The sequence below is a fragment of the Paraburkholderia sp. BR13439 genome, from assembly GCF_040948805.1.
Classification (GTDB): domain Bacteria; phylum Pseudomonadota; class Gammaproteobacteria; order Burkholderiales; family Burkholderiaceae; genus Paraburkholderia; species Paraburkholderia youngii.
Window position 1 is genome coordinate 275,685 of sequence record NZ_JBFPKN010000005.1, and the last position, 19,339, is coordinate 295,023.

The window sequence follows — 19,339 nt, forward strand, 5'->3', positions numbered from 1 at the left end:
CGCTTCAGCCGAGGCGCGCGGACCAGCCTGCCACTTCGTCCGCACTCATTCCGACGGCGCGCGCCGCGCACTGGATTTGCGTCCACGTAGCCGCGTCGATCGGAATGCCGGCGGCCTCGCGTTGCGCGCGCGTGACGCGCTCGGGCTCGCCGGGTTCGTAGATGCGCTCGGTGCCCGCCGCGAGCGGCGACGCCTTCACCCACGCGAGGAACGCATCGGCTTCGGCTTGCGCATCGGGCGCGTCGAATGCGGTCGGATCGATGATCACCGACAGCATGCAGTTGATGATCGCGTGCGTGGTGCCGAGCGTGTCGGCGTGCGTCGTGAAGCCGCCCGACAGCGCGCCGCCGAAAATCTCGCACATCGCCGCGAGCCCGAAACCCTTGTGGCCACCGAACGGTGTCAGCGCGCCGAACGGCGCTTCGTGCATGACTTTCGGTTCGAGCGTCGGCATGCCTTCGTGATCGATCAGCGCGCCGGGTGGCGTGTGCTTGCCCTGGTTATACGCGACGCGCGTCTTGCCGAACGCGATGGTACTGGTCGCGAAGTCGAGCACGAGAGGCGGCTTGCCGGGTCGCGGATAAGCGGCGCAGAATGGATTCGTGCCGATGCGGCGGTCCGCGCCGCCGAACGGCGCGACGAGCGGATCGCCCGCCACGTTGACGAAGTGGAACGACACCAGGCCGGCGCGCGCGCACTGCTCGGCCCAGTGCCCGATGCGGCCGATATGATGCGCGCCGCGCAAGCCCACCGCGCAGATGCCGAGCCGCCGCGCGCGCTCGATGCCCCGCTCCATCGCCTCGAACGCGATCACCTGACCGAAGCCCTTGCCGCCTTCGACGGTCAGCACCGCGCCCGCATCTTTGACGACGTCGGCATGCCGATTCAGTTGCAGTTGCTGGTCGGCGAGCGATTCGACATAGCGCGGGATCATGCCGACGCCATGCGAGTCGTGTCCGGTCAGATTCGCGGCCACCAGATGATCGGCGATCAGCTCCGCTTCGCGCGGCGCACTGCCCGCTCGCTCCCAGATCGCCCTGACGTAGGCATGCAGTTGATCGGCCGGAATCCGGGGCGTGGTGGTTTGGGCAGTCTGGGAGTCGGTCATTCAGCTTATCGGTGTGGTTCGAACGGAAGGGAGCATCAGTAAACAACGGGCCCGGGTCGCGCCCGAGCCCCACTCAAACGAGGCCACGACTCACGGCGCCGCGGCGATCACTTCGGCAACCGCGGCCGTCAGTTTCTTGCCGTACGGCACGTGCAGGAACTCGTTGGGCCCATGCGCATTCGACTTCGGCCCAAGCACGCCGCACACCATGAACTGCGACTTCGGGAAGCCCGCCTTCAGCACGTTCATCAATGGGATGGTGCCGCCGAGGCCCATGTAGGCGGCGTCTGCGCCGAAATGCTGACGCGATGCATCGCTGAGCGCGGTGGCCAGCCACGGTGCGACCTCCGGTGCGTTCCAGCCGCTCGCCGCCCCCGCATCCGGCTTGAACGTGACCTTCGCGTTGTACGGCGGATCGAATTCGAGCAGCGCCTTCAGTTCGGCGACGGCCTTTTCCGCTTCGATGGTCGGCGGCAGACGCAGCGACAGCTTGAACGCGGTGCGCGGACGCAGCACGTTGCCGGCGTCGGCGAGCGCGGGCAAGCCGGCCGCGCCCGTCACCGACAGCGAAGGACGCCACGTCGAATTGAGCAGCGCCTCCTGTGGATCGGTCGTGGTGGGCAGCACCTGACGGCCGTCCTGCCCGCATGCCCACGGCATCTTCTGCCACACGTCATCGCCGAGAATCCTCGCGGCAGCCTCCGCTTCGCGCAGACGATCGGCCGGCACCGGGCAATGAAAACCCTTTGGCAGCAGCGTGCCGTTCGCGGAGTCTTCGAGACGGTCGAACAGTTGACGCATGATGCGGAAGCTCGACGGCACGATGCCGCCGTAGACCCCCGAGTGAATCCCCTCGTCGAGCACCTGCACTTCGAGATCGCCGGCGACGAGCCCGCGCAGCGACGTGGTCAGCCACAGCTGATCGTAATTGCCCGCGCCCGAATCGAGACACACGACCAGCCCGACGTTACCGAGCCGCTCGCGCAGCGCGTCGACGTAGGGCAGCAGATCGTAGCTGCCCGACTCCTCGCACGTTTCGATCAGCCCGACACAGCGCGGACGCTCGACACCTTGCGCATCGAGCGCGGCGAGCGCCGTCAGGCTCGCGTAGATCGCGTAGCCGTCGTCCGCGCCGCCGCGGCCGTACAGCTTGCCGTCCTCGAGCTTCGGCGTCCACGGACCGAGGTCGTTACGCCAGCCATCGAACTCGGGCTGCTTGTCGAGGTGGCCGTACAGCACGATGGTTTCGGTGCTGCCCGAGCGCGTCGCGGCGGTCTCGAAGAAGATCACCGGCGTGCGGCCCGGCAGGCGGATCACTTCGAGCTTCAGGCCGCGCACCGGTTGCTGCTCGGCCCATTTCGCGGCGTCGGTGATCACGCGCTCGAGGTAACCATGCTTCGCCCAGTCGGGATCGAAGGCCGGGCTCTTCGCCGGCACCGCGATGTAGTCCGTCAGCGCGGGCACGATCTCGTCGTTCCACTTGCGCTCGACGAATGCTCGTAGCGTGTCCGGGTTGAGGTGGGCCTGCTGGGTCATGTCGGTGATCATGATCGGGTCCGTGAAGTACTGTTCGGTCGAAACGATCATCATAGTCCCGATGCGTGTCGGGCTGAACCCCTTGCGGTGATTGGGTGGGGACTGGAACGCGCAGGGTGCGCGGCGGGCGGCGGCCATTCGCGCGACAATCACTACATGCATCGCGCATCAGGAGCTTTTATGAGTGGCAACGTGGCCGTTCAGGCCATCGGCGCGGCATTCGCGCTAGCGCTGTATTTTCTGCCGGCGATCATCGCGGACCGGCGCAAGCGTCGTGACGTGCTGACGCTCGCGCTATTTAACGCCTGCCTCGGCTGGACCGTGCTTGGTTGGGTGCTCGCGCTATATTGGGCGCTACAGCCGAATCCGGCGGAGAGCCTGGCGAGCGACGTCGCCGAGACTCGCAAGATGTCGACCTTGCGCGCGTTTTCATCGGCACTGACGCTGCGCGTGCGGCGACGCGAGGCCGCGCGCGACCGGCCCGAGCGCTGAAACGATTCGGGCGGCTCGCGCAATACGAGCAAAAAACGAATGACAGGAAACGGCTTGATTAAAGCGCACGTGCGTCACTCAGGCCGCGCGCCCGATGCGACTCCACTGTACCGAGCCCGCCGGAATCGAGCGCGGTTCCGCACGCACGGCTTGCGCGGCAAAGGTTTCATGACGCAGTTCGCCGTGTTCGTCGAACCACTCGCAGATCAGCCAGTCGCCCGGATTGCGCGCGACCGGACCTGCATACGTCACGGTCATGCGCGGGCCCCCTTCTTTTAACTTGACGACGTCGCCCACGTTGAAGGCGGCGGATGTTGTCTGGAATGCGTCAATGGTAGCGGTCAGCATCTTGGGTCCCCCTATCTTGAGCGTTTTTTAAGTTGAGCCCGGCTTTATCGACTTCGACCTGTTGAATGGATGCTCTAAAGTTTAGACAGATTAACAATCGAATTTAAACGCGGCAAGCGCTTTTTATTGATACCGTTTTCACTCGAACCGAGGTTGATGCCACGTGGTTAAAGTTCCCGGCATTCCCAAAACATTCTCCGCGAAAACATAGCGGCTAACCCTATGTGCGCTACCGCACAAATGCAACAGTTACTGCCGGCGGTTTGCCGGCCGGTAGAAAATACGACGCTGGTTTCCTCTGATTAGAAAACCTGACGCGATAGCGTTGAGCCGTTAATCAGAAAGACCCGGTTGATCTAAATCAGAATTACCTGTGAACGAGTAGATCGCCGGTAAATGCCACGTAGTTCGTTATACCGCTTCGTTCAAATTGAACGATTTTCCTGAGCGAGCCAACTAATGAAAACGATTACCAGCGGCTTAATTTCAAACCGCCGGAGCGACTGAGCGCCGTACGCTTTGCTGATGACGCACCAGCAGCACGCTCAGGCCGATACACACGAACATCAGCGCGGCATTGATAGCCAGGCTCAGCTGAAACGCGTGTGCATAAGACGCGGGTGCCGCGCTGCCACCGAGCGCCCCGAAGAACGCGCCGCTCACCGCCGCGGTGCCGAACGCGGAGCCGATCTGCAACGTCGACGACACCACACCCGATGCCAGCCCCGCCTTCTCGGGCACCACCTCCTGCAGCACGATGCGCATGATCGATGGCAACAGCAGACCATGTCCGACACCCGCGCACACCAGCCCGCAGTAAAACAGCAGATCGGGCGTGGCGGATTGGGTCGCGGACCAGCCGGTCACGGTGAAGCCCAGCGTCATCATCGAGAAACCGAGCGTCAGCACATGCGCGCCGATGCGCTTGACCACGGCCGGCGACGTCAGCGGCCCGATCACGAAGCCGAGCGCGAACGGCATGATCGCGATGCCCGACGCGAGCGGCGTCCAGTGCAGGCCGGTCTGCAGGAAGATGCCGTAGGTCAGGAAGAACGCGCTGTTGCAATAGAACAGGAACGCGAGCACCAGACCGAGCGCGAACGCGCGATTGCGGAACAGTTGCAGATCGACGAGCGGATGGCCACCGCCGCGCTCGACGCGCCGTTCGGTCGCGACGAACAGCGCGAACACCGGCACCGCGAGCGCGAACATCGCGAAAGTCCACGCGGGCCAGCCGGCTTCGCGGCCGTGCGTCATCGGATAGATGACCAGCAGCAGCACCGCCGACAGCAGCGCAACGCCCTTCAGATCGACGCCGGTGTGCGTGGCCGGCTGGTTCTCCGGCACGAACTTCCATGTGCCGATGAACGCCGCAATGCCGATCGGGATGTTGATCAGAAAGATCACGCGCCAGTCGAGCCCGAACGGGTGATACGTGATAAGCGCGCCGCCGCCGAGCTGCCCGACGATCGACGACAAGCCGAACACGAAGCCATACAGACTCATCACGCGCGTCTGCTGATGCAACGGTACGACCGCGCGAATCGTCGCGAGCACTTGCGGCGCCATCACCGCGGCCGCGATGCCTTGCACGATGCGCGAGATCACCAGCATATGGCCGCTGGTCGCGAAGCCGCACAACGCCGACGCGATCACGAATGACGCCATGCCCGTCATGAACATGCGACGGCGTCCGAACAGATCGCCGAGGCGGCCGCCCGTGATCAGCAGCACCGCGTAGGCCGACGCATAGGCCGATACGACGAGTTGCAGCTGCGCGTCGCTCGCGTTCAGGCCCGTGTGAATCGACGGCAGCGCCAGGTTGACGATGAAGTAATCGAGCGGCGCGAGAAAGGCGCCGACGAACAGCACCGCGAGCGCGAGCGCCTGGCGCGGGAAGCCGGGCGCCGCCGCTTTGGCGGCGACAGCCATGCCTGCCATCGCCGGGCCGGGAACAGTCACCGCCCCGGCTGGACAGGCCGCGCCGCTAGCGGACCCACCGAATGCCGCCGGAGCGGACTTGAGCGCTTCTCTTTTCATGACCGATCGTTCAAGAAATGGTTAAAAAATTTTTGCGCCGGTGTTCGCGAACGAGCTGCTAGACCAGCGCGCGCATCGCCACATCGACGATACCGATCAGCGCATCTTGCTGTTGCGCGACCCTTCCCATCACCCGCAGGCCCTGCATCACGCACAGCAGGAAATCGCCGACGGCTTTTTCGTTCAGCGACGAATCGAACGCGCCGCTCGCCTGCCCGCGAATCACCGCCGCCGCGAGCAAGGTCGCCATGCGCCGCTGAATCGCGGCGACGCGCGCGCGCAGCAATTCGTCATCGGGCTGCATTTCGAGCGTCGTATTCGTGATGAAACAACTGCGCCGGCCGCTCAACGCGCACGACACCCGCGCGTAGTGCAGCAGCGCGTCGCGCAGCGCCTGCTCTGGATCAGCCGTCGCGCTCAGCCGCTGCGCAAGCCGTGCGACCGCGCCTTCCGAGTAATGCTCCAGCGCGGCGAGCATGATGCCGTGCTTGTCGCCGAACACGCCGTACAGGCTGCCGCGCAGCAGACCGGTGGCCTTGCACAGATCGTCGATCGACGTCGCGTGGTAGCCGTGATCCCAGAACACCTGGCTTGCGTTCGCCAGCACGGTGTCCGTGTCGAACTCGCGCGGACGGCCGCGCTGGGATGTTTCGCCGGCTTTTTTCGCGGCTTGCCTGGAATGACTCAATTGCGATGACCTCGTTGCTACGTTGGCGTCGGTCTGTGGATATTATGACTGGATGTTCAATAAATCAAGGACGGCCTTCCGTAGGCCTACTCGCGTCGGGGTCATCCGTTCATTCCGACTACCGCGATGAAAAAGCCGGCGGCGGGCATCGCCCTTCGCCGGCTTCGTTGCGCTGAAAGTGACAGCAAAGGCTTAGGTCTCCAGCTTCGCATCCATCGTAATCGTCGCATTCAGTACCTTCGACACCGGGCAACCGGCCTTCGCGTCCGCCGTGGCCTTGTCGAACGCGGCCTTGTCTGCGCCCGGAATCTTTACGGTGACGTCGAGATGCACCGCGGTGATCGTGAAGCCGCCGCCGTCCTTGTCGAGCGTCACGGTGGCCGTGGTGCCGATCCGCTCCGGCGTGATGTTGGCCTTGCCCAGCTCCGCCGACAACGCCATCGAGAAACACCCCGCATGCGCAGCCGCGATCAGCTCTTCCGGATTCGTGCCGATGCCGTCCGCGAAGCGCGTCGCGAACGAGTATTGGGTGTCCTTCAGGACGCCGCTGTCGGTGGAAATCGAGCCGTTGCCGTTCTGCAGGCCGCCTTGCCAGACTGCCGATGCCTTGCGCTTCATTGCTCTCTCCTGTTTATGCCTTGCCGCGCACGCTGCTCGACCGAAGATGATGCCCGCCGCGGCGGTCCGCCCGGATGTGTCCGTGCATGGGCATCGGTCGCAGGTGCCGCGCGGCTTGCAGGCGCCGGTGTGGACCGGATTTCATGATAGGCGCTTCCGTGTTTCGGCGCGGAAAAGCGCCCTTTCCACTATCTCAAAACCTGCAACAATATTTCACCAGAAATCCGCTTTTTTGCCGACCTCGTAAGAAATAGACTGCATTCAACGGATCGGGAAATGCATTCAAGCCGGTCCACCACACAATCAATTGGAGGTCGTCATGAAATCGCTTCTTTCCGCAGTTGTCGTCGCATCCGCTCTTATCGTTCCGGCAGTGTCATTCGCCCAGCAGGCAAACGGTCCGATCACGCGCGCTCAGGTGCGCGCCGAACTCGTAGCCGCGCAAAAAGCGGGCCTTCTGAACCAGAACGACACCACGTATCCGAAGGCCGTGCCGCATGACTCGACGATCGTCACCGCTTCGGCGCAGGGTACGCAGGATGTCGGCGGCGCGAAGGCCAGTTCGTCGGACGCAGGTGCGCCGGCGACGGTGCAGCAACGTCTGTTTTCGACGTATCGCGGTAACTAAAAGGTGGTAACCAAGCGTCTTAACTAAGCGTGATAACTGAGCACGCTGGCAGTTAAGGCAGCACGCAGTAAAAAGCCCCGGTTGCGAAGTTCGGCAACCGGGGCTTTTTTTCGTTGGCGAGAGCGGCGCTGCTGCGCGGCCGCTCGTTGGTAAAAACGCTATTCGGGAAACGGCAGGCTTTGCTGTCCTACTGCGCGCATGTCGAACACGTTCAGCGTCATCGCGACCAGCGCGTAGTAGCCGAGCAGGCCGACCAGGTTGATCACGACCTGATGCCCGAACCGCCGGACCGCCTGCCCATACGTCGCGTCCGATACGCGCCTCGTCTCATACAGTTCGCTTGCGAAGTCGTAGATCAGTGCGTCGTCGGCATCGGCGAACTCGGGGCGGCGCCCCTGGCGGATCGTCTCGGCGTCCGCAGCGGCCACGCCCGCCTGCAGCGCGATCGGATAGTGGATGTGCCACTCCGCCTGGGCCTGCCAGCGCGAAGCGGTGACCAGAATCGCGAGTTCCGACAGCCGCAGCGGCAGCCCGGTCTGGTAGCGGCAAAACGCGCCGAGGCGTTGCGCGTGCTGCGCAAGTTCGGGGCTATGGATCCAGCCGAGGAACGGCCCGTTCAGGTTGCCGCGCGGGCCGGACAGGATTTCGTCGAGCACCGCCTTCTGCTCGGGCGTGGCGGTGGACATCTCGAAGTGAGGCAAGCGCTCGGTCATCATGGTTCTCGCTAAGGGCAATGGTTCGGAACAGCTTAGACGGCGGCGAGCGACGCGCCGATCGCATCGTCGAGGCGGCTGACGATCACGTCGATGTCGCGCTCCGTGCAGATGAACGGCGGCGCGATCAGCACGTGGTCGCCGCTCTTGCCGTCGACGGTGCCGCCCATCGGATACACCATCAGGCCGCGCGCGAACGCTTCGCGTTTGATCGTTGCGTGCAGTTTCAGTTTGGCGTCGAACGGCTCTTTGGTACCGCGATCCTTCACGAGTTCGACGCCGACGAACAAGCCGCGCCCGCGCACGTCGCCGATATGCGGGTGCTGCGCATAGAGCTCGCGCAGCCGGCCGCGCAACTGCTCGCCACGCGCCTGCACGTTCGCCAGCAGATTGTCTTCCGTGATCACGCGCTGCACTTCGAGCGCGGCCGCGCACGCGGTCGCATGGCCGATATAGGTATGGCCATGCTGAAAGAAGCCGGAGCCGCCGACGATCGTCTGATAGATGCGGTCGCTGACGAGGGTCGCGCCGATCGGCTGATAACCCGCGCCAAGGCCCTTGGCGATGGTCAGCATATCCGGCGCCACGCCGTCTTCGTCGCACGCGAACAGATAACCGGTGCGGCCCATGCCCGACATGATCTCGTCGAGAATCAGCAGCACGCCGTAGCGGTCGCACACCGCGCGGATCTTGCGGAAGTATTCGCGCACCGGCGGCACCGCGCCCGCCGTGGCGCCGACCACCGTTTCCGCGACGAATGCGGCGACCGTGTCCGCACCGAGTTCGAGAATCTTCTGCTCGAGTTCATCGGCCAGACGCTGAGCGAACGCTTCTTCGGTTTCGTCCGCGCGCTGTTCGCGATACGCGTAGCACGGGCTCACGTGATGCGCTTCGATCAGGATCGGCAGGAACGGCTCGCGGCGCCATGCATTGCCGCCAATCGCGAGCGCGCCGAGCGTGTTGCCGTGATAGCTCTGCCGACGCGCGATGAAATGACGCCGCTGTGTCTCGCCCTTCTCGACGAAATACTGACGCGCGAGCTTCAGCGCCGCCTCGATCGCCTCCGAGCCGCCCGACACGAAGTACACGTGCTCGAGTCCGGCCGGCGCGCTCGCCACGAGCCGGTCGGCCAGTTCCTCGGCCGGCTCCGTCGTGAAGAACGACGTGTGCGCGTACGGCAGCTGTTGCGCCTGCCGCTTGATCGCGTCGATCACGCGCTGGTTGCTGTGGCCGAGGCACGACACGGCAGCGCCGCCCGACGCGTCGATATAGCGCTTGCCCGTGGAGTCGATGACTTCGATACCGTCGCCCGCGACGGCCACCGGCAAGGACTGCTTCGGAGAACGATGAAAAACATTGGTCATGATGTTCAGCTCCTGCTGATGGAGGTGCGGACCGAGACGCAGGCCGGCTCGGGCGTCGCGCACGCGATGAAAGTGTCGAACACGCATTGCCGCTGGCGAGACGCCTCATCGACACGCCCGCACTGCCGATGCCGAACAGCACGGTCGCTAAGGTGTTTTCGTCGTCGGAATCGTGCGGGCCGTCGCTGCATCGACGCCACGGGCCGCACCGATATTCAACAATCGGTACGTATTTATACGCCAATACAACATTTGTTGTCAAACGTTGTTGGACGGCACCAGCTGGAGCGCGGCGTGCCCTCACGCAATCGTTCAAGGCACGTACGCGCCCTTCGCATGCAGCGATTGTTCGGCGAGCGCGAGCTGCTCGAGCGCATCCGCGCCTTCGAGCGCGAGCAGATGCGCGACCAGCGCTTCGGTGATCGCGGTGGCGGCCACCAGCGATGGAAAGAACGACGGGCTTTCGTGCGAGAAAATCAGCACCTTGTCGGCGTTCAGCGCGATCGGCGACACCGCGCTGTCGGTGATGGCGATCAGCTTGCTGCCTTTTTCGAGCGCGGCCTCGGCGACGCGCGCGGCTTCGACCGAATACGGCGCGAAGCTGATGACGATGGTCGCGCTGTCTCGCTCGATCGTGCGCAACTGCATTTCGAGCGTGCCGGCCTCGCCGTTGAGCAGCGATACCGACGGCCGAAACAGCCGGTAGCCATAGACGAGACCGAACGCCACCGGATAGCACGAGCGGAAGCCCGCCACGTGAACGTGCGGCGCGCGCCGCAATACCCGCGCGGCCTCGACGATCACGCGACCGTTATGCGCGGCGGTCGTTTCGAGATTGTGCTGTTGCGCGACGAGCAGGTCGTTCGCGAGCGCATCTTTCGATTTGACCATCGAGCGCGCCCGGCTCGTCAACGGCTCCGGCCGCGTGCGCACGCGCGCGACGAACAGATCGCGCAATTCGTTCCAACCGGGAAAGCCCAGTTGCTGCGACAGCCGCACCAGCGACGCCGGCTGCACCTGCGCGCGCTCGGCCACCTTGCGCATCGATGACACCGCGACCTCGTCCGGATGATCGAGCAGGAAGCCCGCTCCCATCTGGAACTGCGGACTCAGTTCGGGGAAGCGCGCCCGGATCAGGGCGACGAGCTGATCGAAGCTGTCTGGCATGTTGAGGTGGCGCGGCGCCGGGGTAAGAGATGACAACAAATGTTACCACCGGGTAGCAGTGTCTCAACGGCGCGAAGCCGCTCTGGCGCCCTTGAGTGACTCCAGATTGCGCGGCCGACCTCGGCGGGATCGCGCAAGTTAGAAGACAGCGCAAGCGCGGCGCCGCCGAGTTTCGTGGCAGCGGCTTCCAGCCGCGACGAGTTTGTTCCGATCACCCGTCAGTTCACTCCACCAGCGCTTCCCGATGCGCGTCGACGAAGTCAGCCATGCTGTTGAAGCGGAAGTCGAGGTTCGGCTGCGAGCCCGGGTCCATCGTCGCGCCGAAGCCCGGCTGCGAATGACGACGGTAAATCCAGCACGACGCCAGCCCGAACTCGTTTGCGGGCTTGTGGTCATGAAAAAGGCTTTCTGCGGTGTGAAGGATTTTTCCCTTCCTGATGCCCCGCTGATCGAGCTTCTGAAGCATGTACTCGAAGTTGCGCGGCGACGGCTTGTAGGAGCCGACGTCCTCCGCCGTGATGATCGCGTCGAACTCAACCTGCAGCCTGGCGTTGCTGTAGGTGAAACTTTCGTTGTCGATGTTCGACAGGATGACCAGCTTGTAGTGCTGCTTCAGATATTGCAGCGCGGCCGCCGAATCGGGGAATGCCGGCCAGTTTCTGATCGAGCGACCGTACGCCACGCATTCTTCGTGGGTGTAGGGCAGGCCCCATTCCTCTGCCATGCGCTTATACACGATGGACAGCAGTTCCTGATAGCGCTTCGCGGGCGTGAATATCTGCTGCGACGACTCGTGGCGAGCGTGGGCTTCCAGAACCTGGTCGCGCGTGAGCGGCGTCCTGGCTCGCTCCAGCAGAGGCTGCAAGGCTTCAAGGATGCCACGCTCCCAGTCGATCAAGGTGCCGTAGCAGTCAAAAGTCAGTGCCTCGAAATCGGTCAGTTTCACGACTCCCTCCTGTCAGATGTCCATGATGAAAATCACAATGGATCGAGCAACTGCCGGAACGAGAACTTTAATGCAGCAGCGAAGCGACAGCGTCATTTCTCTTCGCAAACCCTGGCGTTTTCCCGAATGCGATCCCACGCCGAAGCGGAGCTAATCTGATCAACCCGGTCCAACGCCTGGAGACTTTATGCGCCCCCTCGTCATAACAATGGCTGTCCTGACAGCCGCCGGCATCTCCGCATCCGTCAACGCTCAATCGGTGGTCACCCTCGGTCACTCGGCTCCCCTCACGGGCCCGCAGGCGCCGAACGGAAAGGACAACGAGAACGGCGCCCGCCTCGCTATCGACGAACTCAACAAGAGCGGTGTCACGGTTGCTGGCCAGAAGGTAACGTTCAAACTGGACTCCGAGGACGATCAGGCAGACCCGAAGATCGGCGTTCAGGTCGCGCAGAAACTCGTCGATAGCGGCGTGATCGCCGTGCTGGGCCCGTACAACTCGGGCGTGGCGATTCCGGCATCGCGCGTCTATAACACGGGTGGCGTACCGATGCTGCCGGTTGCGTCCAATCCGGCGTTGACGAAGCAAGGCTTCAAGAACATCTTCCGTATCGGCGCGAGCGACGAGCAGCTAGGCGGGACGATGGGCCAATTTGCGGCCAAGACATTGAAGGCCAAGACCGCCGCGGTGATCGACGACCGCACGGCCTATGGGCAAGGTGTGGCCGAGCAGTTCATCAAAGAGGCCAAGGCAAACGGAATTCAGATCGTGGACCAACAGTTCACTAACTCGTCGGCGACTGACTTCCTCGGCATTCTGACCAGCATCAAGGCCAAGAATCCGGATGTCGTCTTTTTCGGCGGATACGCTGCTCAGGGCGCGCCGATGGCCAAGCAGATGCGCGCACGCGGACTGCGTGCCAAGCTGCTTGGCGGCGATGGCATTTGCTCGGCCGATATGGGTAAGGTCGCTGGTGACGCGGCCTCCATCGTGTATTGCGCCCAGGGCGGCATTGCGCTCGACAAGACCCCAGCCGGCCGTGAGTTTCTGCAGAAATACAAGACCGCCTTCAACACCGACACGCAGGTCTATGCGGTCAGCTATTACGACGGCGTAAAACTGCTGGCCGATGCGATGGTCAAGGCGGGCACCACGACCGACAAGGCAAAGCTGACCGCCCAGTTGGCAAAGACCGACTACAAGGGCGTGGCAGGCACCTACTCGTTCGATGAAAACGGCGATCTGAAGGGCGCACCCACGACCGTCTATGTGATCAGAAACGGCCTTCCGGTGCCGTACGGGCAGTGACGTTCAATCGAGTAACCCCAAAGCACCCATGAAAATCACCCGCACAATTTCAACAGTCGAGGTTCATACCGGCGGCGAAGCGTTCCGTATCGTGACGAGCGGGCTGCCTCGTCTTCCCGGCGACACCATCGTCAAGCGTCGCGCGTGGCTGAAACAGCACGCCGACGAAATTCGTACCGCGCTGATGTTCGAACCGCGTGGTCATGCGGACATGTACGGCGGATACCTGACCGAACCCGTTAGCCCCACGGCAGACTTCGGGATCATCTTCGTCCACAACGAGGGTTATAGCGACCACTGCGGGCACGGCGTGATCGCGCTGTCCACTGCGGCGGTCGAGTTGGGGTGGGTTCAGCGCCAGATTCCCGAGACCCGCATTGGCATCGACGCTCCCTGTGGTTTCATCGAGGCCTTCGTGCAATGGGATGGTGAACACGCCGGCAACGTACGTTTCGTGAACGTTCCATCGTTCATCTGGGAAGCGGATGTCACGGTTCAGACGCCGTCGTTTGGCACGGTCAGGGGTGACATCGCGTTCGGTGGTGCCTTCTACTTCTATACCGACGGTGCACCGCACGGCCTCGCAGTCCGCGAGTCTTCAGTCGAGGAACTCATCAGGTTTGGCGCCGAGGTAAAACAAGCCGCAAATCACGCTTACCCGGTTGAGCATCCGGACATCCCGGAAATCAACCACATCTACGGCACCATCATTGCCAATGCGCCGCGGCACGAAGGCTCCACGCAAGCCAATTGTTGCGTGTTCGCCGACCGTGAGGTGGACCGTTCGCCCACCGGCTCAGGGACGGGCGGGCGCGTCGCGCAGCTCTATCTGCGCGGCGAACTGGCCATGAACGAGACGCTCGTCAACGAGTCCATCATCGGTACGGTCTTCAAGGGGCGCGTACTCAGCGAGACGACCGTCGGCGACTTCAAGGCGGTCATCCCCGAGGTCGAGGGCAGCGCCTATGTTTGCGGCTTCGCAACCTGGATCGTGGACGAGCGTGACCCGCTAACGTACGGTTTCCTCGTCCGATAATCGGCTCAAGCTCTCCTCCGGTTCCGAAGCGCGAAGTACACACCGGCCCCGAGCGCAACGAGCAGGACCACGATCAGGCCGCTCCCCATGCCGGGCAGACCGGTCATGCTGCTGGTCGCACTGGGCGCCTCAGAGGCGGCCACCGGCGCTGAAGCCACCGGCGCGACCGGTTGCGGAAGCGCCACACCGGCGGCACTACCTTGACGCACCAGAGAAGCCTCCGATGTCGGCGAGGCCGGGGACGCCTGCGGCACTTCAGGCGCGGACGCGACAGCAGGCGCTTGCGGATTGGGTCCGACAGGCGCCATCGTGGTTTGCGAAGGCACCACGACAGATGCGGCCGCCTGAGGACCGGCTTCGAGCGCCCGCGCCATCGTCTTCCACTTGTCGAATACGCCATCCACGCAGTGCACGTCGATACACGCGTTGCGCGCGTGCCGCCACTGCGCCAGTTGCGCGGACGACAGTTTGCCGCTGCCGAGCAGTGCCTGTTGCTGCGCGAAGATGTCGTCGTACTCGTTGTTCAGGATCGCGTGATCGCAAATGACGCGCTCAGCGGGTTGCTGTGTGGTTGCACACTGAATGTCGTTCGCCGACGCCGCGGTCGAACCCAACGCCGCCAGGGATAGCAGCAATACTCCAATACGTCGTGCCAGGTGCACCCGTCCTCCGAGAATGTGAGCGTCAAAGTCCAGGCACCACGATGAATCCGCCCGACTCGTCACCGTATGTATCGACTCTGCCTTCCAGCAGATAACGTGCCGCCAACGCGCATAGGGCCGCGTCGACATGGTCGATCGATGTCAGCGGTGCAGTCGCGATGCCTTCCCGTTCGAGAATAGCCCGGCGCTGCGGGCCCTTTTGCTTCGCGGATGCGACGTCCGTCCCGAGAAAAGCGCACGTGATCGCGTGAGGAAACGTTTCGAAGCACACGCGACCCGTGATTTCTTTGCCGCCCCCGAAAAGCGCAAAGTGCGCGGCGAATGCGTCGTAGACGCGCTCGCCGTTGAACATCCATGCATAGAAGCCGCTTTTGCTGGCCATCGCCAGTTCGCGAGCCGGTGTCGCAAACGAAAAGATGCGCTGCCGCGCGAGAGCCTTCTCGGCAAGCCTTCCCGCGGCGCCCGTTCGCCAACGGCACGGCGCATCGATGCCGACCGCCGCCACCTCGTGCGCGCGACACCGCTCGAGCATCTGTTCGGCGGTCGCGTTGCCGAGTTTGCACAGTATCCGAGTGCCGCGCAGGATGACCAGATGGTTGCCCTTCCGGTCCCCGCCGACATCGATGCCCGCGACGGTCGGCGGCGTCAAAGCAGCGCCACCACCCTCACATCGCCCTGCTCCGCCGACGCCACCACCTTCTCGCCGATCCGGCGGAACGTGATCGACACCGACGAATCCCCGACCCGCAGATCGCTGACCTCGAGCCAGTCGATACCCTCGGGAAGCATCGGCTGTTCGATCAGCACTTCGCGGCGCTCGGCGTCGATCGTGATGCCCAGACATGCCTCGAGCATCATGAACGGCGAACCGGCCGCCCATGCCTGCGGCAAACACGCGACCGGATAGGCCGTGGGCGGCTCGCCGCGGCGTCGCGGGAAGCCGCAGAACAGTTCCGGCAAGCGCATGTCGAAATTGACCGCGGCCTCGAACAGCGCCTGCAGCAGTTTCACGGCCGACCCCTTGGCGCCATAGCGCGACAGCCCGCGCGCGCATAGCGCGTTGTCATGCGGCCAAACCGAGCCGTTGTGATACGCCATCGGATTGAAGCGCGCCTGGCTCGCCGCCAGCGTGCGCACGCCCCAGCCGGTATGAAACAGCGTCGAGTCGAGCGCGCGCACCAACGCTTCGCCGCGCTCGCGCGTGGGCAGGCCGAACGCCAGCAGATGCCCCGCGTTCGATGCCATCACGCGACACAGTTCGCCATGACCGTCGAGCGCGATGCCGTAAAAGCCGACCTCGTCCATCCAGTACTTTTCTTCGACGCAGCGACGGATCTTCTTCGCGCGCTCCGCATACTGCGCGGCCGCGTCGCGCAGACCGCGCAGCTTCGCGAAGCGCGCCATCGTGTCGAACGCGGCGCTCGCATAGGCCTGCACTTCGACGAGCGCGATCGGGCCGTCGGGGAAGCGCCCGTCCGCATGAAACACCGAGTCGTGACTATCTTTCCAGCCCTGATTCGCGAGGCCGCCATCCGATTCGCGCTGGTAATCGAGCAGTCCGTGCCGGTTCTTGTCGCATACGCCCGCGACCCACTGCGCCGCGCGTTCGAGCGCGGGCCACAATTCATCGATCAACCCGACGTCGCCAGTGCGGGCCGCGTAGGCGCCGGCCAGCACGATGAACAGCGGCGTGGTGTCGACACCGCCGTAGTACAGCGCGAACGGCACTTCGCCGGCCGCGGCCATTTCGCCCTTGCGCATCTCGTGCATGATCTTGCCCGGCGCGGCGTCGCGAAACGGCGAGTTCTCGCGCGCCTGATGCTCGGCGAGAAAGCGCAGCACGCCGGCCGCGAGATGCGGCTGCAGCCACAGCGTTTGCAGCGACGTGATCACCGCGTCGCGGCCGAACGGGGTCGAAAACCATGGAATGCCCGCGTACGGGTACGGGCCGGTCGCGAGATCCGTCGTCAGCAGTTCGAGGTCGGCGAACGAACGGTCGATCCATGCGTTGAACAGCGGGTTGCTCGAACGTACGCGCGCGCTCGCGCGGCGTCGCTCGCGCATCACCAGGTGGGCATCCACCAGCGCCGCGCGCACCGCCGCACGGCCGACGCGCGGGCGTTCCGCGTCGATCTGCGACATATGCGCTTCGCTCAGCGCGTGCACGGGCTGCGACACGTCGGCGCCGGGCCTGCTGCTCATCGGCACGACGTGCACGGCCACCGACAGATAGATCGACACGCATGCCTGCGCGGGCAGCTTGACGGTGTAGTCGGCGCGGTCGGCGAACAGCTTGTCCGGCTGCGGGGAGAACGCGATCTGCACGTTGCGCGCGACGTCGTCGAGACCGACATAGCCGAGCAGCACCTGCTGATTCTCGACCCGCGCGGGCTGCACGCGACCCTGTTTGTCGCGCTTCAGGCCGCGCACTTCGAACATGTCGCGGAAATCGCTGGAAAACGAAATCGACAGCGGCACGGTCGCATCGCGCGTGCCGTAGTTCGTGAGCTCGATCGCCTCGTTGAGCACGGTGCCGGACAGCACGCGCACACGCTGGACGTGGATCACGCCTTCGGGTGTGCTGTCGCCGCCGAGCGGCGGCAGCGGGCGGTTGGTGAGATGCGCGGTGAACGTGGCGTTGTCGCTGCTGACGCTGCCCGACAGCAGCGACGGCGCGCGCCCGCCGAACGTCAGGCGCAGTTGCGACATCACGCGGGTGTCGTTGACGAACAGGCCGTCGTCGTGACCGGTGATATCGCCGAGCGGATCGTTGACGATGAAGGTGTCGCCCGACTTGAGCACGTGCTGCGTGGCGCTCGCGACGTTGAGGTTTTCCGTCGGGATGAAGACGCCGTCCTGCTCGGGATCGCGATGATCGACGCCGCCCGAGTGGGTCAGCCCGCCGAGGGCTTCTGGCTGCTGTTTCAAGGTCGCTCCTATGAATTCGATGCTGCTTTCAGTTGCACTTCGGGTCTCGCCTCGGATTCGCCGCCGGGTTGGCCGGCTTGGCCGCCCCTGGTTGGCCAGCCCCGGTCGGCCGGCCAGCCCATCCGATTGTAGAGGCTCTGAGGGCGTCAGACGAAGTTATCGCGTAGGAGTTTCGGCTTTTTGCGCCATTTTTTGACGCCGTTTTCGGTGGCACAGGACGTGCAGGCGGCGGGATGCGCGGAATGCAAAAAAACCCACGGCCTCTTGAGCCGTGGGTTCGGGACCGTCGTCAAACGCGTTGTTGGGCGTCTATCCAGCCTGTTACCGCTTTGCGACGGGTTTCGCCTCGCGCAGCGTCTCGCCGACGAACAGCTGACGCGGACGACCAATCTTCTGCTCAGGATCGGCGATCATTTCGTTCCACTGCGCGATCCAGCCGACCGTGCGTGCCATCGCGAAGATACACGTGAACATCGACGTCGGAATGCCCAGCGCGCGCTGCACGATACCCGAGTAGAAGTCGACGTTCGGGTACAGCTTGCGCGACACGAAGTATTCGTCTTCGAGCGCGATCTTTTCGAGTTCCATCGCGAGCTTGAACAGCGGGTCGTCGTGCAGACCCAGCTCTTCGAGCACTTCGTGGCAGGTTTCGCGCATCAGCTTCGCGCGCGGGTCGTAGTTCTTGTACACGCGGTGGCCGAAGCCCATCAGCTTCACGCCCGAGTTCTTGTCCTTCACCTGCTTGATGAACTCGGGAATGTTGTCGACGGAGCCGATTTCTTCCAGCATGTTCAGCGCGGCTTCGTTCGCGCCGCCGTGCGCCGGGCCCCACAGACACGCGATACCCGCCGCGATACACGCGAACGGATTCGCACCCGACGAACCGGCGAGACGCACGGTCGACGTCGACGCGTTCTGCTCGTGGTCCGCGTGCAGGATCAGGATACGGTCGAGCGCGCGCACCAGCACGTCGTTGACCACGTACTCCTCGGCCGGATTCGCGAACATCATGCGCATGAAGTTCGCGCTGTACGACAGGTCGTTCTTCGGATACACGAACGGCTGATCGATGCTGTACTTGTAAGCCATCGCGACCAGCGTGGGCAGCTTCGCGATCATGCGGATCGCCGATAGGTCGCGATGCTGCTGGCTCGTGATGTCGAGCGAGTCGGGGTAGAACGCCGACAGCGCGCCGACCGCAGCAACCAGAATCGCCATCGGATGCGCGTCGCGACGGAAGCCGCGGAAGAAGAACTGCATCTGCTCGTGCACCATCGTGTGCTGCTTGACGGTGTTCTCGAACTCGGTTTTCTGCTGCGCGTTCGGCAGTTCGCCCTTCAGCAGCAGGTAGCAGGTTTCGAGGAAGTCGGCGTTCTGCGCGAGGTTGTCGATCGAATAGCCGCGGTACAGCAGCTCGCCCTTGTCGCCGTCGATATACGTGATTTCGGAGTTGCACGCCGCCGTCGACATGAAGCCCGGGTCGTACGTGAATTTGCCGGTCTGGCCGTACAGCTTGCGGATGTCGATGACGTCGGGGCCGAGCGAGCCCTGATAGATCGGCAGATCGATGGTCTGGTCGCTGTCGGAAAAGCTCAGCGTTGCGTGTGACTTCGAGTTCATCTACGTGTTCCTTTTGCTTGATACCGCAGTCGTTCCGGCATGCATCGCGGTCGTACGGCGAGGCGCGACCTCGGCGCTCTCGAATCAGTACAGGCATGCTGAGGTTCCGCTGCGCATTCTACGGGCCGGCGTGTCG

General features: G+C 63.8%; 18 protein-coding genes. 4 read left to right on the forward strand and 14 right to left on the reverse strand.

Going from position 1 to position 19,339, the window contains the following annotated elements:
- Positions 1-4: 4 nt before the first annotated feature.
- Together AB3X96_RS12770 and AB3X96_RS12775 are read right to left on the reverse strand one after the other, a co-directional pair.
- The gene (locus AB3X96_RS12770) at positions 5-1,108 is read right to left on the reverse strand and encodes a malate/lactate/ureidoglycolate dehydrogenase (RefSeq protein WP_368590015.1); all 1,104 of its coding nucleotides are present in this window, start codon (positions 1,106-1,108) and stop codon (positions 5-7) included.
- Positions 1,109-1,198: 90 nt separating this feature from the next.
- On the reverse strand, positions 1,199-2,656 hold the full coding sequence (locus AB3X96_RS12775) for a M20 family metallopeptidase (protein WP_368590153.1): 1,458 nt from the start codon (positions 2,654-2,656) through the stop codon (positions 1,199-1,201).
- A gap of 168 nt (positions 2,657-2,824) precedes the next feature.
- On the opposite strand from AB3X96_RS12775, the gene AB3X96_RS12780 reads away from it, so the two are divergent.
- Entirely contained in the window at positions 2,825-3,136 is a 312-nt protein-coding gene (locus tag AB3X96_RS12780; RefSeq protein WP_368590016.1) for a superinfection immunity protein, read from the forward strand.
- A gap of 78 nt (positions 3,137-3,214) precedes the next feature.
- Here AB3X96_RS12780 and AB3X96_RS12785 read toward each other — a convergent pair whose 3' ends face one another.
- The 4 genes from AB3X96_RS12785 to AB3X96_RS12800 all read right to left on the reverse strand — a co-directional run bounded on the left by AB3X96_RS12785 (position 3,215) and on the right by AB3X96_RS12800 (position 6,830).
- A complete protein-coding gene (locus tag AB3X96_RS12785) occupies positions 3,215-3,484 on the reverse strand; it encodes a YodC family protein (protein WP_176123714.1) in 270 nt (89 codons plus the stop codon).
- A 486-nt stretch (positions 3,485-3,970) separates the two neighbouring features.
- Positions 3,971-5,524 carry an MFS transporter gene (locus tag AB3X96_RS12790; RefSeq protein WP_368590017.1) on the reverse strand — a complete coding sequence of 518 codons (1,554 nt, stop codon included), beginning with the start codon at positions 5,522-5,524 and terminating at the stop codon, positions 3,971-3,973.
- A 58-nt stretch (positions 5,525-5,582) separates the two neighbouring features.
- The gene (locus tag AB3X96_RS12795; RefSeq protein ID WP_368590018.1) at positions 5,583-6,212 is read right to left on the reverse strand and encodes a TetR/AcrR family transcriptional regulator; all 630 of its coding nucleotides are present in this window, start codon (positions 6,210-6,212) and stop codon (positions 5,583-5,585) included.
- Between the two features lie 192 nt (positions 6,213-6,404).
- Positions 6,405-6,830, reverse strand: a complete 426-nt coding sequence (locus tag AB3X96_RS12800; RefSeq protein WP_368590019.1) for an OsmC family protein — start codon at positions 6,828-6,830, stop codon at positions 6,405-6,407.
- Positions 6,831-7,149: 319 nt separating this feature from the next.
- On the opposite strand from AB3X96_RS12800, the gene AB3X96_RS12805 reads away from it, so the two are divergent.
- Positions 7,150-7,458, forward strand: a complete 309-nt coding sequence (locus tag AB3X96_RS12805; RefSeq protein ID WP_368590020.1) for a DUF4148 domain-containing protein — start codon at positions 7,150-7,152, stop codon at positions 7,456-7,458.
- 158 nt (positions 7,459-7,616) lie between these two features.
- On the opposite strand, the gene AB3X96_RS12810 is transcribed toward AB3X96_RS12805, so the two are convergent.
- The 4 genes from AB3X96_RS12810 to AB3X96_RS12825 all read right to left on the reverse strand — a co-directional run bounded on the left by AB3X96_RS12810 (position 7,617) and on the right by AB3X96_RS12825 (position 11,648).
- A complete protein-coding gene (locus tag AB3X96_RS12810) occupies positions 7,617-8,171 on the reverse strand; it encodes a carboxymuconolactone decarboxylase family protein (RefSeq protein ID WP_368590154.1) in 555 nt (184 codons plus the stop codon).
- 35 nt (positions 8,172-8,206) lie between these two features.
- Positions 8,207-9,535, reverse strand: coding sequence for an aspartate aminotransferase family protein (locus AB3X96_RS12815; protein ID WP_368590021.1), 1,329 nt, complete (start codon positions 9,533-9,535; stop codon positions 8,207-8,209).
- Positions 9,536-9,847: 312 nt separating this feature from the next.
- Positions 9,848-10,702, reverse strand: a complete 855-nt coding sequence (locus AB3X96_RS12820; RefSeq protein WP_176123833.1) for a MurR/RpiR family transcriptional regulator — start codon at positions 10,700-10,702, stop codon at positions 9,848-9,850.
- A 223-nt stretch (positions 10,703-10,925) separates the two neighbouring features.
- Complete coding sequence (locus AB3X96_RS12825) at positions 10,926-11,648, reverse strand: haloacid dehalogenase type II (protein WP_368590022.1); 723 nt, start codon at positions 11,646-11,648, stop codon at positions 10,926-10,928.
- A 208-nt stretch (positions 11,649-11,856) separates the two neighbouring features.
- Between AB3X96_RS12825 and AB3X96_RS12830 the strand changes: the two genes are divergently transcribed.
- Both AB3X96_RS12830 and lhpH read left to right on the forward strand, forming a co-directional pair.
- Positions 11,857-12,957 carry a branched-chain amino acid ABC transporter substrate-binding protein gene (locus tag AB3X96_RS12830; RefSeq protein WP_368590023.1) on the forward strand — a complete coding sequence of 367 codons (1,101 nt, stop codon included), beginning with the start codon at positions 11,857-11,859 and terminating at the stop codon, positions 12,955-12,957.
- A 28-nt stretch (positions 12,958-12,985) separates the two neighbouring features.
- Positions 12,986-13,993, forward strand: coding sequence for a trans-3-hydroxy-L-proline dehydratase (gene lhpH, locus AB3X96_RS12835; protein WP_368590024.1), 1,008 nt, complete (start codon positions 12,986-12,988; stop codon positions 13,991-13,993).
- Between the two features lie 5 nt (positions 13,994-13,998).
- Here the strand turns inward: lhpH and AB3X96_RS12840 are convergent, their stop codons facing one another.
- From AB3X96_RS12840 to gltA, 4 genes are all read right to left on the reverse strand, one after another.
- Positions 13,999-14,655: a hypothetical protein gene (locus tag AB3X96_RS12840; RefSeq protein WP_368590025.1), complete on the reverse strand. Its 657-nt coding sequence runs from the start codon at positions 14,653-14,655 to the stop codon at positions 13,999-14,001.
- Between the two features lie 22 nt (positions 14,656-14,677).
- Positions 14,678-15,304, reverse strand: a complete 627-nt coding sequence (locus tag AB3X96_RS12845) for a DUF429 domain-containing protein (RefSeq protein WP_368590026.1) — start codon at positions 15,302-15,304, stop codon at positions 14,678-14,680.
- The gene (locus AB3X96_RS12850; protein ID WP_368590027.1) at positions 15,301-17,583 is read right to left on the reverse strand and encodes a glycogen debranching N-terminal domain-containing protein; all 2,283 of its coding nucleotides are present in this window, start codon (positions 17,581-17,583) and stop codon (positions 15,301-15,303) included. The genes AB3X96_RS12845 and AB3X96_RS12850 overlap by 4 nt, the downstream gene beginning before the upstream one ends.
- 321 nt (positions 17,584-17,904) lie before the next feature.
- On the reverse strand, positions 17,905-19,203 hold the full coding sequence (gene gltA, locus AB3X96_RS12855; protein ID WP_368590028.1) for a citrate synthase: 1,299 nt from the start codon (positions 19,201-19,203) through the stop codon (positions 17,905-17,907).
- Between the last annotated feature and the right edge of the window lie 136 nt (positions 19,204-19,339).